General features: G+C 43.8%; 17 protein-coding genes. 16 read left to right on the top strand and 1 reads right to left on the bottom strand.

Features of this window, described 5'->3' with window-relative positions:
• Window positions 1-82 precede the first annotated feature (82 nt).
• Complete coding sequence (gene metK, locus IE165_RS12410) at window positions 83-1,336, bottom strand: methionine adenosyltransferase (protein WP_189626953.1); 1,254 nt, start codon at window positions 1,334-1,336, stop codon at window positions 83-85.
• Between the two features lie 349 nt (window positions 1,337-1,685).
• Here metK and IE165_RS12415 point away from each other — a divergent pair, with 349 nt between their 5' ends.
• From IE165_RS12415 to nuoH, 16 genes are all read left to right on the top strand, one after another.
• Entirely contained in the window at window positions 1,686-2,564 is an 879-nt protein-coding gene (locus IE165_RS12415; RefSeq protein ID WP_189626954.1) for a diacylglycerol/lipid kinase family protein, read from the top strand.
• A gap of 2 nt (window positions 2,565-2,566) precedes the next feature.
• A complete protein-coding gene (locus tag IE165_RS12420) occupies window positions 2,567-2,917 on the top strand; it encodes a translation initiation factor (protein WP_189626955.1) in 351 nt (116 codons plus the stop codon).
• A 434-nt stretch (window positions 2,918-3,351) separates the two neighbouring features.
• Window positions 3,352-4,182, top strand: coding sequence for a MotA/TolQ/ExbB proton channel family protein (locus IE165_RS12425; RefSeq protein ID WP_189626956.1), 831 nt, complete (start codon window positions 3,352-3,354; stop codon window positions 4,180-4,182).
• A 101-nt stretch (window positions 4,183-4,283) separates the two neighbouring features.
• On the top strand, window positions 4,284-4,934 hold the full coding sequence (locus tag IE165_RS12430) for an ExbD/TolR family protein (protein ID WP_189626957.1): 651 nt from the start codon (window positions 4,284-4,286) through the stop codon (window positions 4,932-4,934).
• An 18-nt stretch (window positions 4,935-4,952) separates the two neighbouring features.
• A complete protein-coding gene (locus tag IE165_RS12435) occupies window positions 4,953-5,501 on the top strand; it encodes an ExbD/TolR family protein (protein WP_189626958.1) in 549 nt (182 codons plus the stop codon).
• 19 nt (window positions 5,502-5,520) lie between these two features.
• Window positions 5,521-6,396, top strand: a complete 876-nt coding sequence (locus IE165_RS12440) for an energy transducer TonB (protein WP_189626959.1) — start codon at window positions 5,521-5,523, stop codon at window positions 6,394-6,396.
• Window positions 6,397-6,772: 376 nt separating this feature from the next.
• On the top strand, window positions 6,773-7,714 hold the full coding sequence (locus IE165_RS12445) for a PstS family phosphate ABC transporter substrate-binding protein (protein WP_189626960.1): 942 nt from the start codon (window positions 6,773-6,775) through the stop codon (window positions 7,712-7,714).
• Window positions 7,715-7,747: 33 nt separating this feature from the next.
• The gene (locus IE165_RS12450) at window positions 7,748-9,487 is read left to right on the top strand and encodes a tetratricopeptide repeat protein (RefSeq protein ID WP_189626961.1); all 1,740 of its coding nucleotides are present in this window, start codon (window positions 7,748-7,750) and stop codon (window positions 9,485-9,487) included.
• Between the two features lie 103 nt (window positions 9,488-9,590).
• Entirely contained in the window at window positions 9,591-9,971 is a 381-nt protein-coding gene (locus tag IE165_RS12455; RefSeq protein ID WP_189626962.1) for an NADH-quinone oxidoreductase subunit A, read from the top strand.
• A 75-nt stretch (window positions 9,972-10,046) separates the two neighbouring features.
• Window positions 10,047-10,607 (top strand): NADH-quinone oxidoreductase subunit B, encoded by a 561-nt coding sequence (locus IE165_RS12460; protein ID WP_189626963.1) that lies wholly within the window; start codon window positions 10,047-10,049, stop codon window positions 10,605-10,607.
• Entirely contained in the window at window positions 10,600-11,103 is a 504-nt protein-coding gene (locus IE165_RS12465) for an NADH-quinone oxidoreductase subunit C (RefSeq protein WP_189626964.1), read from the top strand. Before IE165_RS12460 ends, IE165_RS12465 begins: the two co-directional genes overlap by 8 nt.
• A gap of 21 nt (window positions 11,104-11,124) precedes the next feature.
• Complete coding sequence (locus tag IE165_RS12470) at window positions 11,125-12,360, top strand: NADH-quinone oxidoreductase subunit D (RefSeq protein WP_189626965.1); 1,236 nt, start codon at window positions 11,125-11,127, stop codon at window positions 12,358-12,360.
• A complete protein-coding gene (locus tag IE165_RS12475; RefSeq protein WP_189626966.1) occupies window positions 12,353-12,877 on the top strand; it encodes an NADH-quinone oxidoreductase subunit NuoE family protein in 525 nt (174 codons plus the stop codon). Before IE165_RS12470 ends, IE165_RS12475 begins: the two co-directional genes overlap by 8 nt.
• Before the next feature lie 2 nt (window positions 12,878-12,879).
• Complete coding sequence (gene nuoF / locus IE165_RS12480; RefSeq protein ID WP_189626967.1) at window positions 12,880-14,232, top strand: NADH-quinone oxidoreductase subunit NuoF; 1,353 nt, start codon at window positions 12,880-12,882, stop codon at window positions 14,230-14,232.
• A 35-nt stretch (window positions 14,233-14,267) separates the two neighbouring features.
• The gene (locus tag IE165_RS12485; RefSeq protein WP_189626968.1) at window positions 14,268-15,281 is read left to right on the top strand and encodes an NADH-quinone oxidoreductase subunit G; all 1,014 of its coding nucleotides are present in this window, start codon (window positions 14,268-14,270) and stop codon (window positions 15,279-15,281) included.
• Between the two features lie 7 nt (window positions 15,282-15,288).
• A complete protein-coding gene (nuoH, locus tag IE165_RS12490) occupies window positions 15,289-16,329 on the top strand; it encodes an NADH-quinone oxidoreductase subunit NuoH (RefSeq protein ID WP_189626969.1) in 1,041 nt (346 codons plus the stop codon).
• Window positions 16,330-16,345 lie beyond the last annotated feature (16 nt).

Raw genomic sequence — 16,345 nt, forward strand, 5'->3', positions numbered from 1 at the left:
GCTATCTGCTGTCTCTGCCGAAAAGATACAAAAAATCCCGTCTAGGATCATACGGGATTTTTTGTACAGTTTGTTTTTCTTGTTAAAGCGAGAACGCTTCTTTTATCTTCTCCACGTAGTCAAGTTTTTCCCAGGTAAACAGTTCTACCTCAATCGTTTTCTTTTCTCCTGTGGAGCTTTCAAAGGTCTTGCTAACCGTTTTTGGTGTCCTGCCCATATGACCGTATGCAGCGGTTTCCGAATAAATGGGGTTGCGCAGTGCCAGCCGTGTTTCTATCCCATATGGTGTCATGTCGAAGATCGTAGCGATTTTGCTGGAAATCTCGCCGTCAGTGAGACCTACCTTGCTTGTTCCGTAACTATTTACATAGATGCCCATGGGGTCTTTCACGCCGATGGCATAGGAAATCTGCACTAAAATTTCATCTGCCACCCCTGCTGCAACGAGATTTTTAGCTATGTGACGCGTGGCATAGGCTGCTGAGCGATCGACTTTAGAAGGATCTTTTCCCGAAAAGGCTCCACCGCCGTGTGCCCCCTTCCCGCCGTAAGTATCGACAATAATCTTGCGACCGGTAAGCCCGGTGTCCCCATGTGGTCCACCGATAACGAATTTTCCTGTGGGGTTCACGTGAAACTTGATGTCCTCATTGAATAATGCTTGGAGCGCTGGCTTCAATTGTGCTTTTACCCTGGGCACCAAAATATTTTTCACATCCTGCGTGATCTTTTCCAGCATTTCCGCTTCGGGAGCGAAATCATCATGCTGTGTAGAGATCACAATGGTGTCAATGCGCAAAGGCTTGTGGTCATCGCCATATTCTAGCGTTACCTGCGATTTCGCGTCAGGCCGTAAGTAGGTTATGTCACTATGCTCACGACGAAGGGCCGCTAATTCATAGAGTAGACGGTGTGCGAGATCTAATGCCAGTGGCATGTAGTTTTCCGTCTCATTACTGGCATACCCGAACATGATACCTTGGTCGCCGGCTCCCTGTTCTTGCTTGGTCTTCCTGTCGACCCCTTGGTTGATCTCTGCCGATTGCTCATGAATAGCCGACAATACTCCGCAAGAGTTTGCTTCAAACATATATTCGGACTTGGTGTAGCCAATTTTTTGTATTACGGATCGTGCAATCTTTTGTACATCCAAGTAGATTTTTGACTTTACTTCACCCGCCAACACTACCTGTCCGGTCGTGACAAGGGTTTCTATCGCCACACGCGAATCTTCGTCCCATGCCAAAAAATTATCAATCAAAGCGTCAGAAATTTGATCTGCTACTTTGTCTGGGTGCCCTTCGGACACCGACTCTGAAGTAAATAAATATGCCATTGAGCGTTTTTTAAGATCGCGTTGGTAGAGCGGTGCAACGTAAGTGGAAAAACAGATTTGTTGGTTTTAGCACTTTTTTACTGTGGTTGCAATCTCCTAAAATACCTTGAACAGGTATCCTACGCAAATCAGTCCACATTTTTCGTAGACAAAAGTACAAACCTTTCTCGGATATAGAAAACTGAAAGCGAAAATGTTTCGCACGTCGCCGCTAATCTTTTACATCACGGTGACCCTGCTTTCGTTCAATTTTCGTGACATGCGTTGCTTTTGTTCCAATTTTTTTGGCTAGGGATAAAATGATGCCGTCAAATCTTTATCTTTATAACCTGAAATTTGAAAATAGAACATGCGTCAACGAAAACGGATTTTATTTGTGGTGAATCCAATATCAGGAGGAAAGAAGAAAACCGCCTTTAACAAGCAAGTATTGGAAGTTCTTGATTTAGAGAGGTTTGATCCGACATTTAAGATTACAGACCACGCGAATCATGCCTTCGAGTTGGGAAAGCAAGCCATCCAAGAAGGGTATGATGCCGTGGTTGCGGTAGGCGGCGATGGGACTATCAATGAGCTAGGTTCTGCTATCATGGGCACCAATATGCCGCTAGGAATTATTCCAGAGGGGTCAGGCAATGGTTTAGCGCTGTATCTCGGTATTCCGCTAAATGAGTCTGCAGCGATTCGCCGTATCAATAGATTTGAGTCGGTCGAGGTGGACACCGGCGAAATCAATGGTCGTCATTTTTTCAATATTGCCGGTTTGGGTTTCGATGCATCGGTCAGCGATCACTTTGCAACAGAGAACATTCGGGGGCCCATCGGCTATCTGCGTTCGGCGGTGAATGTATTGGGTAATTTCAAGCCCAGCACATACACATTGATCATCGATGGAAAAGCGTATAAAAGAGAAGCCTTTATGATAAGCGTCGCCAACTCTCCACAATATGGTAACAATGCCTACATTGCTCCGCAGGCATCTATTACGGACGGTATTTTGGATGTCTGCGTGGTTCAGAAATTTCCCCTGTATCTCTTGCCGAAAATGGTATTTCACCTTTTTACAAAAAGTGCAGACCAATCGGATTATGTGGAGATCTTACCGGGGAAAGCTATTCGTATTATTCGCGATGAAAAGGGACCAGTACATGTAGATGGAGAGCCAGTTGAAATGGGCACAACATTGGATATAGAAATAAAACATAAATCTTTAAAAATTATTTGTTAAGCATGGGTAAACAGAAGAAACAACGATTTGAAGGAATTGTGTATTCAACGGCGGACGATTTTGACTACGTGTCTGCGTCCGAAGATGTCGAACAAGAAACCTTGCCGATCGCTAAGCAGCGGTTGAAGGTGTCTTTGGACAAGAAGGCTCGCAAAGGAAAAGTTGTTACAATAGTGGACGGATTTATTGGAAGGGAAGAAGACTTAAATGATTTAGCCAAGACGCTGAAGCAGAAATGCGGAGTTGGCGGAGGAGCAAAAGACGGTATCGTGATCATTCAGGGAGATTTCAAAAATAAGATTGCTGAATTGTTGACCAGCGCAGGATATGCTGTCAAAATAGTTGGCGGATAAAGAGTTACAAGCGGTTGCATAGGGAGTTGGTGGCTGTCAAAGGTCTAATCTCTTCCCTAATTTGAGATTTGCCAGTAGAATCGAGGTATGTTATCCTGATATTTTATGATGAGTGAATACTTACTTATTTTTGGGAATTAATGATTTTTTAATTTGCATAAACCAAAAAAAATAGTTTTCATTGTAAAATATATCGTCTTAAATGACGTTTAAGCATGAGGCGAATGCCCGATTAGGAAGGAAAGGAACCCGCTGGCGGTCTATCTAATATGGTGCCGATTGAAAGAAGTATAAATTAATGCAGAGAAAATTTTATTTTTAACACAAAATGGTATATTTGTTTTGCTTAAAGGCAAGATAGATGGCAATAAATTGCACAAATTGAATTAAACATTAATATTAAACAACAGTAAAAATCTAAAAATTAGTAAAAAATGGCAAACGCACCAAAAACTACTACTCCTGTTAAGAACGAAAGCGGAAACTCCGGTAATTTATTTGCGAGTTTAGCGATCATCATTTGTTTCATCATCGGTTACGTTGTATGGCAATTTGTAATGGGTAGTCCTTCCAATTTTCTTGAAGAAAATCCAGAAAACCAACCAAAACCAGGAAACTATTTGGGTATGGTTTACCATGCAGGGGTTGTTGTACCGGTCCTTATTGGTTTATTCCTTATGGTATGGGTATTCTCTATTGAGCGCTTCTTGGTTATTAGCAGAGCAGCTGGAACAGGTAACGTAGGTAACTTCGTTAGAAAAATTCAATCATTAATCAATGGTGGTAACATCGATTCAGCTATTGCTGAGTGTGACAAACAAAAAGGTTCTGTAGCAAACGTGGTTAAAGCGGGATTGTTAAAATACAAGGACGTATCTGCTAATACAGGTTTAGATGCAGAAAAATCCGTGGTTGCTATCCAGAAAGAAATTGAAGAAACGACCGCTTTGGAAATGCCTATGTTGGAGAAAAACATGAATGTAATTGCGACGTTGGTTTCTATCGGTACATTAACGGGTCTATTGGGTACGGTAACGGGTATGATCAAGGCCTTCTCCGCACTTGCAACAGGTGGTGCTCCAGATTCAGCAAAGCTAGCAAATGGTATCTCAGAAGCTTTGATCAATACGGCAACAGGTATCGCAACCTCTACGTTCGCTATTGTGATGTACAACATCTTAACAGCTAAGATTGACAATTTAACCTATTCCATCGACGAAGCTGGTTTCTCTATCGTACAAACGTACGCTGCAAACCACAAATAAGAACACATGGGTTTTTTTTCAAAATTCTTTATGGAATTTGTGGATAAGAATCATCATTGTTATGAGGAATAAGAATTGTTAATTAAAAGAAGTTAAGAAAAATGGGTAAAGCAAAAGTAAAAAGAACCAGTACCGCCATCGACATGACGGCGATGTGTGATGTGTCGTTCTTGCTTCTTACGTTTTTCGTATTAACAGCAACGGCACGTCAACCGGAAGTATTGGTTGTCGATACGCCGCAGTCTACTACGCCAGACAAGTTACCAGATGACAATCTAGGAGTGATCTCCGTAGCTAATGGCAAGGTATTCTTTGGGGTAAAAAACCCTACTGTTCGCGAGATCACGTTGAAAAACATGTCACAGAAATACAATGTGAATTTTTCGGCACAGGATTATGAGCAGTTTAAGCAATTGGATGAATTCGGTGTGCCGATCAAAAATCTCCGTCAGTTGCTTTCACTACCAAATGATCAACGTAAAGAAAGTATTCAGCCAGGCATTCCTGTAGATAGTACAGAAACGGTATCAAATGAATTGTATTCTTGGGTACAAGAAGCGCGTAAAGCAACAATTGAATACAACCGTTCGCGCGATGGTGAGCGAGATTTCGTTGATCCAGGACCGATGAAAGTTGCAATTAAAGCTGATGCAGAGGAGAAGTATCCAACCGTTAATTTAATTATTGAGACCTTGAGGAACCAAAAGCAGAACAAGTTCAGTTTTGTAACGGGTCTGAGAGCGGAACAATAAGGGTATAATTAAAAAAAAATGGCAGAATTAAATCAAGATAGTGGTAAACAAAAAGGTGGCAAGGTTAGAGCCAAGAAAGCCGGAGGCAAGGTCGATTTGACCGCCATGGTGGACTTAGCATTCTTGCTGATTACCTTCTTCATGTTAACCACGTCACTCAATAAACCGCAGGCGATGGATGTTGCAATGCCTGATAAAAACAAGATCGATGCAAATGACAATTTAGAAATTGCCGACAACCGCTCGATTACACTTTTGTTAGGTTCAGACAACAAGATCTCTTGGTACTACGGCCAATTGGCAAAGCCGATCTATCCTCCCACAACCATCGATTATGGTAAAGAAGGTATTCGTCAGGTTTTGCTGAAAATGCAGAAAGAAGTACCAGCTCGTTCTGGCGGTAAAGATTTGATCGTGGTAATCAGACCTAGCGAGAAATCGGTGCAACGAAACCTTGTCGACATTCTCGATGAGATGAAAATTGTAGATGTCAAACGCTACATGATTTCAAAGATCAATAGTGACGAAATAGAGGTGTTAAAACGCGAAGGTCTATTCAACGACTAGTCGCACAATTAAGCAAAATATGTTTGGTTCTAAATTAGATATATTCAAAAAAGAATGGCTTGACGTCGTTTTTGCGAATAGAAATAGAGAATATGGTGCCTACGATTTGCGCAAGTATGCGCCGAAGGCTACTAATATCGGTCTACTCGCTATCACGGCAAGTGTTCTTGTTTTGAGTGCTCCAAAAATGTTCAACATCAAGGTGTTCCCGGATAAACCTGTGGAAGAAGCTCCCGTGATTACGGAAGTGACCTTGGAAGATTTGGACATTCCAGAGCCGGAAGAAGAAGAAGAGCCGCTTCCGCAAGAGGAAGAGCCACCTCAACGTATAGCACAGGAGCCACCGGCAGAAGATTTGGTGCGTTTCCCTGAGCCGAAAGTGGTGCCTCAGAATCAAGTGAAGGAAGAGGTTGTTTCCCAAGAGGAAATCAAGAAAGAGAATAAAACTCCAGCTCGTATTACCTTGAAAGGTACGAAAGGTGCTGCTGGTGTGCCGACAGGTGAATTTGGTCCCAAGAAAGTAGAAGGGCAAATTACCGGTAGCGCAACAGGAGATCCAGATGGGAACGAGTCGAATAAGATCTTTACAGCAGTAGAGGTAAATCCTGAGCCGATTGGTGGTTTGGCCGCATTTCGTAAATGGGTGGGTGATAACTATACCTATCCGCAGGGTGCGATTGACGCTGGCGTGAAGGGCCAAGTCGTAGTTTCCTTTGTTGTGGAACGCGACGGTAGCCTAACAGACATTAAAGTGGTCAAGGATTTGTCTTACGGAACAGGTCAAGCTGCGGTAAATGTGCTAAAAAAGGCGAAAAAATGGAAACCAGGTATTCAGAATGGTCGTCCTGTTCGTGTAGCTTACACATTACCTATTACGCTAAACTTACAACAGTAACATGAACGGTTTGCGTAACAGCACAAAAAAATTTAGTCAGAAATCGCCAACCCAGCGATTTCTGTCTATTTTAGGCCTAGCGATGTTCGGCTTTTATTTTTCACTGGGCATGCTCATTATTTTTTGGCGTGGTTTCCCATTAGAAATAGATCCGACCTACAAAAGGCTTTTTGGTATTTTATTGATTGTATATTCATTTATGCGGTTTGCACGCTTGTGGCAAAATAATTTTCGAAGATAGTTGTTTGGTGGATTAAACTTTTAGCAGTTTTTCCTATTCTAACAGATAAGTGAGACAACAGATTTCCGCGCGGTGAGGCCTGATAGGAACAAAGTGTTAAAACTAAATTAGATAAAATACATTATTATATATCGGATGAAAACTATTATACAGGTGCTTTTACTGTTAAGTCTTGTTGCAACATCTTGTTCGCGATCACAAAATCGGTCAAACGGTACGGATGGAGATGAGGCGCAGGCTGCCAAGGAGCAAGAGGATATTTTGGTGGGTTCGCTGGCCGTAGCGGTCGACGAGTCGATATTGCCTTTGCTTAAGGAGCAAGAAGAGGTTTTTCTATCGGCATATCCGAATGCGAAGCTTAATTTTGTAGCCAAGCCAGAAGTATTCGCTATTCGCGAGCTTGTGTCTGGGAAGGCGAGTGTCGCTATTCTGGCGCGAACCCTAAATGAGCAGGAGGAGGCTTCATTCAAGAAACGATCCATTACACCGAAAATATTTCCGTTGTGGTCGGATGGGATAGTTGTTGTTGCAAATACTAAATCTTTGGACACAAGCGTTACCATTGGGTACTTGACGGAGATTATGCAAGGGAAGAGTTTGGATAAGCGAAAAATTGTATTTGATAACATCAATTCGAGCAGCTTCAGGCTATTGCAGGAAATCGGGCAAATCGATAAAGTTGCGTCCAATTTTGTCGAAGCTGGCAGCGGTGCGCAAAGCGTTTTGGAAGCCGTATCAGAAACGACAGATCGTTTGGGTATATTGGGCTATAATGAGTACAGCGATTTAATCGGCTCGTTTCCAAATAAAAATAATATTCGTATCTTGAGCGTGCAGAATACGCTTGGAGAGAACGCTGATAACAAGTTTTATATGCCAAATCAATCCACGATAGCCGCTGGAGAATATCCGCTCCAACGTACGTTTTACGTGCTGAACTATCAACCGAATTTGGGTTTGGGTATAGGCTTTTCGGCTTTTCTTACGGGAGATCGCGGGCAGCGGATCGTTTTAAAGGCTGGTTTAGTGCCGGCAACAATGCCTGGCCGCGAGATTATAGTACGCGATAATATTTAATCAACGAAGAATAAAATAGAACACAAATAGATTATGACAAACAGCAAATTATTTTTAAGTCTATTATTGGCTGGAACAATTGGTTCCGCAGGTGCCCAAAGCTTAAAAGATGCGAAGGCTGCGTTGACGGCCGAGCAGTATGATAAAGCAAAGACTATTCTGCAGAACTTGGTAGAGAAGAAGGCGAAAGATGGGGAGAATTATTTCTATCTAGGCAAGGTTCACTTGGTTAACGACAAGTTGGATTCAGCGGCCTATGTGTTTAACCAGGGGTTGACAAATGCGCCGAAAGAACAGTTAAATAATGTAGGGTTGGGGATTGTCGATCTAATGAACGGTAATCAGAGTGCAGCAGAAACCAAGTTTACTACAGCGGTATCTGGATTGGGCAAAAAGGATTATTTGCCGCTTCTGTATATCGGTGAGGCCTATATTGATGCGCCAAAGCCAGATTATACAAAAGCAATTGAGTACCTAACACAGGCCAAAGGTAAAAATACGAAAGATGCGACAATTTTGGTTGCATTGGGCGATGCATACGCTGGTCTTGGCGAAAGTAGCCAAGCATATGTCAACTACCGTGATGCAGAGTACATGGATCCTTCGTTGTTGGCTCCCAAGATCGGCCAAGCAGTGATATCAAGAAGAGCGCAGGCTTACGACGTTGTGCTGGAGCAGTTGACAGCTTTGACACAAGAGCATGCTGATTACGCTCCATTGTACCGTGAGCTTGCGGAGACCTACTATTTATCTTCTTTAAAAGCGCCTGAAGAGGACTACCGGGAGATCAATCAAAAAGGTGTGGAGAACTACAAGAAATATTTGGAATTGACAGGTGATAACTCTGTCGAAGCAAAGACACGCTATGCCGATTTCTTGGTGTATTCTGGAAACTATGCAGAGCTTAAAACGGTAGCCCAGGAATTGGCTAATGCACCGGGAGTTGATGCAAAGGTGTACCGCTACTTGGGTTATATTGCCTACAACCAAGATAAAGATTATGCGAAAGCTGCAGAATACATGAATACATTATTCTCTAAAGTGCAGCCTGAGCGTCTAATACCACGTGACTACTTGTATGCCGGTTTGGCAAACTTGAGCGCAGGTGACGAAGCGAAGGCAACGGAATTGCTTAAGCAAGCTGTAGAAAAGCAGGCGGAGGAAGACAACTTGGAAACGGAGATCGCAGAATCTGCTTTTGCTAAATACCAAGATGGCGATGTAGACAATGCCGTGAAAATTTTCCGTATTGTTGCGGCGGATACGGCTTCTGACTATTACTACGATGCCAATTACTACTTGGGGGTAGGACAGTACCAAAAGGGTTCGAAAATTATCTCTCCAGGTGAGGATGATGAGGTTACTCCAGAAGTGGGACAACAAAAATTGGCAGAAGCGAAACCTATGCTGGACGAAGCAGTCAAAGCATTAGGCAACGTAACGGCAGCAACAAAACAAGAAGTTATCGATAAATACCAAGTGAATGCGTTATATTTCAAAGGTTTATCGGAGCTGGCTTTGGACAATGTGGTGTATGATCCGGAAAACGTGAAAGGGTTGTATTTGGATTCCTTCAACAAATTGTTGTCGGTCATCAAAGCTTCCGGCAAAACCGACGAAACAAGCAACGCTTATGTTGCTGATGCAAATAACTATATCGGTTATTACTACTACTTCAAAGGGGACAATGCAAAAGCAAAAACCTACTTCCAAGAGACGTTGAAGGTTAGACCAGAAGACGAAATTGCGACGCAATTTGTCGATCAATTATAATATTAAAATATCATTAAAATTTGGAGGGACTGCTTGCGGTCCCTTTTTTTATTGGGAAAAAATGATATATTTGTTAAGGAGAACAGATAATAAACGAGTAATTATGGAAAGTGTAAACCTAAGTAGCACTCCAGTAGATTATATGCCTATTTTACTTCAATTAGGTGTAGCAGTTGGATTCGGTGTGTTGACAATAATTGGAACCCATTTGATTGGTCCTAAAGTTCGTACAGAGAACAAGTTGGGCGCTTTCGAGTCTGGAGTAGAGGTTATTGGCAACGCTCGGCACCCCTTTTCTATTAAATATTTCTTGGTAGCCATTTTGTTCGTCATATTTGATGTGGAGGTCATATTTATGTACCCGTGGGCTGTAAACTTCCGGGAATTTGGCGTAGGAGGATTAGTTGAGATGTTCATTTTTATGGGCTTGCTGCTATTGGGCTTTATCTACGTCATCAAAAAGCGGGCCCTGGACTGGGATTAAGCCGTCGCTGAGCGCCGTTTTAGGCGGCTCCTCCACCAATTTAAACTTTTTAATATAAACCAAAAAACAGCAGTCATGAGTAAAGTGACATTGGCAGAAGCGCCTCCAGGTGTTGAAGGATCAGGATTTTTTGCAACGACGTTGGACAAAGCAATAGGGTTGGCCCGTGCTAATTCTTTGTGGCCTCTGCCGTTTGCGACTTCTTGTTGTGGTATTGAATTTATGGCGACGATGGGTTCTACCTATGACTTGGCGAGATTTGGTGCAGAGCGGCCTAGTTTTTCGCCTCGACAGGCAGATATGTTGCTGGTAATGGGGACGATCGCGAAAAAGATGGCTCCTGTCCTGCGACAAGTTTATGTGCAAATGGCGGAACCTCGCTGGGTAATCGCGGTAGGAGCATGTGCTTCTAGCGGCGGTATTTTCGATACCTATTCGGTGTTACAAGGTATCGACGAGATCATTCCCGTCGATGTGTACGTGCCAGGTTGTCCGCCCCGGCCCGAGGCTATTTTGGACGGTGTGCTCAAATTACAGGATATCGTGAAAAATGAATCGTTGAACCGTCGTAACACACCTGAGTACAAGGCGCTGTTGGAAAAATACGGCATCATAACAGATAATGGAAATGGATAAGCTGGATAATAAATTGGTGCTGAGTGAGCTTGAAAATCGCTTTCGTGGATCTTTCGTGGTCTTGGGCGAGCCACACGGTTTGCTCACCGTTTCCGTGGAGGAAGACATCATTACCGACTTTCTCGTTTTTGTCAAAGACCATCCGAAGCTGCGCTTCAACTACCTTACCGATATTACTGCGGTACATTACCCGACCGAAGAAAAAGACTTCTGCGTCGTGTACCATGTGCATAATATGCTTCATAATGTACGGCTGCGTATAAAGGTCTTCATTGCGGGGCCAATGCCTACCATTCCTTCGGCGACATCGCTATGGAATGGTGCTAATTGGATGGAGCGAGAAACGTATGATTTCTTTGGAATTGTGTTTGAGGGGCATCCAGACTTGCGTCGTATCTTGAACATGGACGAGTTGGACGTGTTTCCAATGCGCAAAGAATATCCGCTGGAAGATCCGAACCGCGTAGATAAAAAGGATTTTTATTTTGGACGTTAACTATAAACAGAAATCGAAACGATGAGCAACCCTATCACCAAAATAACGCCTAATGCTGCTGTTTACTTCGATAATGATCCACAGGACGAGTTGATCACCCTAAACATCGGTCCGACGCACCCTGCTACGCATGGCGTTTTCCAAAACGTTGTGCAGATCGACGGCGAACGGATTGTTAGTGGTGTGTCCACAATTGGCTATATACATCGAGCGTTCGAAAAAATAGCAGAACATCGCCCTTTTTATCAAATTACACCCCTAACAGACCGGCTGAATTATTGCTCTGCGCCCATAAATAACATGGGATGGCATATGACGGTTGAAAAGCTGCTAGATATAGAAATTCCTAAACGCGTACAATATATGCGTGTCATCGTTATGGAGCTGGCACGTATTGCCGACCATATTATTTGTAACGGTATTTTGGGCGTAGATACAGGGGCTTTTTCAGGCTTCCTGTATGTTATGCAGGAGCGGGAATTTATTTATGAAATTTTCGAGGAAATATGCGGGGCGCGGTTGACGACGAATATCGGACGTATCGGAGGCTTTGAGCGTGATTTTAATGAAGTCGCTTTTCAAAAGATCAGTGAATTTTTAAAACGTTTTCCGCCAGTTTTAAAGGAATTTGAGAACCTATTCGTAAGAAACCGAATTTTTATCGAACGGACGTCCGGTGTGGCAGCAGTAACGCCCGAGGAGGCATTGAGTTATAGCTGGTCAGGGCCAATATTGAGAGCTACTGGCGTGGATTACGATGTACGAGTCGTAGCACCCTACTGTTCGTATGAAGAATTTGAATTTGATGTTCCTGTGGGTACCAAAGGCGATGTATACGATCGTTTCATGGTTCGTAATGACGAAATGTGGCAGTCGTTACGAATTATCGAACAGGCACTAGATAAAATTGCTAAGGAACCGAGTGGTGTTTTTCATGCCGATGTTCCTGCTTTTTATTTACCGCCCAAAGAACAAGTCTACACGAATATGGAAGCGCTGATCTACCACTTCAAGATTGTGATGGGAGAATGGGAGACGCCGCAGTCGGAAGTCTATCACGCCGTAGAAGGCGCGAATGGTGAACTGGGATTTTATATGATCCATGATGGAGGCCGATCACCGTATCGCTTACATTTTAGGCGTCCATCATTCATCAATTATCAAATGTTTGCACCTATGAGCAGTGGTATGTTGATATCGGATGCGATCTTAAACATGAGTAGTTTAAACGTAATAGCAGGAGAATTAGATGCTTAGTGTTCAGGAAAATATGATTGTGACATTCACGCCAGCCTTATTTGATAAGTTTGCTGAAGTCGTGTCACGCTATCCCGAAGGGAAACAGAAATCGGCGTTGTTGCCAATATTACATCTCGTTCAAGCAGAGTATGGCTGGCTGAGTGTGGATGCGATGGATAAAGTTGCTGATTATCTAGCTTTGAAACCCATAGAGGTCTATGAGGTAGCAAGCTTCTATACCATGTATTTTCTTCAGCCCAAAGGAAAGTTTGTATTGGAGGTCTGTAGAACAGGGCCGTGCTGCCTTGTCGGTGCAGAACGTATCATGCAGCATATGGAAAAGCGCTTAGGAGTTCCGGAAGGACAAGTTACAGCTGATGGCCTTTTCTCGTGGAGAGGGGTCGAGTGTTTGGCGGCGTGCGGTTTTGGTCCGGTATTGCAGATCGGGCCGTCGTACACATTTCATGAAAATCTAACCGAAGAGCGTGTCGATCAGTTGATTGACGAGCTAAAGGAAAAGGCAAAAAATCAATAGATATGGCCCGTAAGTTATTGCTGACACATATTGACGTTCCAGGAATTGACACGCTGGAGGTTTATCGCAGGCAGGGCGGGTATCGCGCTGTGGAGAAAGCGTTAAAGACCATGTCTCCCGACGACGTGGTGGAAGAGGTAAAGAAATCCGGTTTACGGGGACGTGGCGGAGCAGGTTTTCCGACGGGTATGAAATGGAGCTTTTTGGCGAAACCAGATGGTGTACCACGATATCTGGTTTGCAATGGCGACGAATCTGAGCCGGGAACCTTTAAGGATCGTTTTTTGATGACAAAAATCCCGCATGCCTTGATAGAGGGCATGATAGTGTCCAGTTATGCTTTGGGAGCGAATACCGCTTATATCTACATTCGTGGCGAGATGATGCCGCAGATACGTATCGTGGAGCGTGCTATTGCAGAAGCTAAATCGGCGGGATTCTTGGGAAAAAATATTTTAGGTTCCGGCTACGATCTAGAGGTCTACGTACAGCCGGGTGGTGGAGCATACATCTGTGGAGAAGAAACGGCTTTACTTGAATCTTTGGAAGGCAAGCGTGGTAACCCGCGTATCAAACCACCATTTCCTGCTGTCGCGGGATTATATGGCTGCCCGACGGTGGTCAATAATGTGGAGTCCATTGCGGCAACGGTACCCATTGTAAACGACGGAGGAGAGGAATACGCGAAGATAGGTATTGAGCGCAGTACCGGCACGAAGCTTATTTCTGCTTCTGGGAATTTGGTGCGACCAGGAGTTTATGAAATCGAGCTGGGTTTACCCGTGGAAGAGTTTATCTATTCGGATGAATACTGCGGTGGCATTGCAAACGGCAAGCGCCTCAAGGCTATGGTAGCTGGAGGATCATCGGTGCCCATATTACCCAATAATTTGGCGACAAAAACAGCTAAGGGTGAAGCACGGCTGATGACGTACGAATCATTGGCTGACGGTGGTTTTGTGACGGGAACCGCCATGGGGTCGGGTGGCTTCATTGCTTTCGATGAAGACCAATGCATCGTGCGGAATACCCTAAACTTTACCCGGTTTTACCACCACGAAAGCTGCGGGCAATGCTCTCCTTGCCGAGAAGGGACAGGTTGGATGGAAAAAGTCCTTCACAAAATCGAGTATGGGCATGGCGACATCGCCGATATCGATTTACTGTGGGACATACAGCGCAAAATAGATGGAAACACCATCTGTCCGCTGGGTGATGCATCGGCATGGCCCGTTGCTAGCGCCATTCGGCACTTTAGGGATGAGTTTGAATGGCACATTTTGAATCCAAGGGAATCACAAACAAGAAATTTTGGCTTGGCCCATTACGCAGATCCATTAGTTCCTGTTGTTTAGTGGTGCTTTATACCTGTTGATGTAAAGAAAAAACAATGGCTGAAGAAGGAAAATTTAAAGTTACGATAGATGGTATTACGGTAGACGTGTCGCCAGGAACAACCATACTGAATGCTGCACGCCAGATCGGTGGAGATATCGTTCCACCGGCAATGTGCTATTACTCCAAGCTTGAAGGAAGTGGCGGTAAATGTCGAACTTGTTTGGTGAAGGTATCCAAAGGATCGGAGAAAGATCCTCGTCCTATGCCAAAGCTAGTTGCATCATGCCGGACCACCGTCATGGATGGAATGGAAGTGCAAAATATCACTTCGCCCGATGTGGTAGAAGCGCGGAAAGGTGTAGTTGAAATGTTATTGATCAATCACCCACTGGATTGCCCTGTTTGCGATCAGGCTGGTGAATGCAAATTACAGGATTTAGGTTATGAGCACGGCGCAGATCAAACGCGATACGAATTTGATCGTCGTACATTCGAACGAATCGACATTGGAGAGCAGATTCAATTACATATGAACCGTTGTATCCTCTGTTACCGATGTGTCTACGTGGCTAATCAGCTAACAGCTGGACGCGAGCATGGTGTGATTAATCGCGGAGACCATTCCGAGATTTCTACCTTTATCGAAAATGCTTTAGAGAATGATTTTATCGGTAACGTAATCGATGTGTGTCCGGTGGGTGCTTTAACCGACAGAACCTTTCGTTTCAAGAACCGCGTCTGGTTTACAAAGCCGGTAGATGCACATCGTGATTGTCCGACCTGTTCGGGTAAAGTTACACTTTGGTATAAAGGAGACGAAGTGTTGCGGGTTACGGCACGAAAGGACGAATTTAACGAAGTGGAAGAGTTTATCTGTAACAGTTGCCGGTTTGAGAAAAAGAAAACGGCAGACTGGCTTTTGGAAGAACCTACACTCATAGAAAAGGACTCTGTCATTACAGCAAACCATTATTCCGTATTTACGCCTCCGCCCGTTATCAAACAAAATCCTAAACTGCAAGAGGCAAACGAAGAACAATTGGCAAGAACAGAACGATTAAAATAAGAAACACATGGAAGGAGCATTTATTTTAGAAAAGCTAATATTGGTCGTAATTGTGTTTACGGTTTCGCTTGTTATCGCCATGTATTCTACATTGGCAGAACGCAAAATAGCTGGTTTTATGCAGGATCGGCACGGGCCAAACAGAGCTGGCTTTGGTGGGCTGTTGCAGCCACTTTGCGATGGTGGCAAGTTCTTTTTTAAAGAAGAAATTATTCCCGCTGGGGCACACAGGCCACTCTTTATCTTAGGACCTACATTGGCCATCATTACGGCTTGTATCAGTTCGGCAGTGATCCCTTGGGGGCAAACATTGACCGTAGGCAACCGGGAAGTGGTGCTGCAAGTCGCAGATATCAATGTTGGCGTGCTCTATATCTTTGGCGTAGTTGCCCTAGGTGTATATGGGATTATGATTGGTGGTTGGGCTTCCAATAATAAGTTCTCTTTATTAGGCGCTATTCGAGCAGCTTCGCAAAGTATTAGCTACGAAATTGGTATGGGCCTGTCGCTTATCGCTTTGCTGATGGTAACCCAAACCTTGTCTATGAGTGAAATCGTTGCCCAACAATCAGGCTTTGTTAATTGGAATATTTGGGTGCAGCCGATTGGATTTTTGATCTTCATGACCTGTGCTTTTGCGGAGTGTAATCGCGTGCCATTCGATTTGCCGGAATGTGAAACAGAATTGGTTGGCGGATATCATACGGAATATTCTTCCATGAAGCTGGGGCTTTATATGTTTTCCGAGTATATCAACATGTTTGTATCTTCTGCATTGATGGCTGCGCTGTATTTCGGAGGTTACAATTTTCCGTTCATGCATGATCTCGGTCTCTCCCAGAACTGGATCACCATATTAGGTGTACTTGCATTTTTTCTAAAAATATTTGGTTTTATTTTCTTTTTCATGTGGATCCGCTGGACATTACCGCGTTTCCGTTATGACCAACTGATGAACTTGGGCTGGAAAATGTTAATCCCTTTAGCCATTGCAAACATCGTTTTGACAGGGGTCATTACGCTGATCAAGGATACCTATTTTGCTTAGGAATAGCTCCAAATGT

Source organism: Sphingobacterium griseoflavum, assembly GCF_014653155.1.
GTDB lineage: Bacteria > Bacteroidota > Bacteroidia > Sphingobacteriales > Sphingobacteriaceae > Sphingobacterium > Sphingobacterium griseoflavum.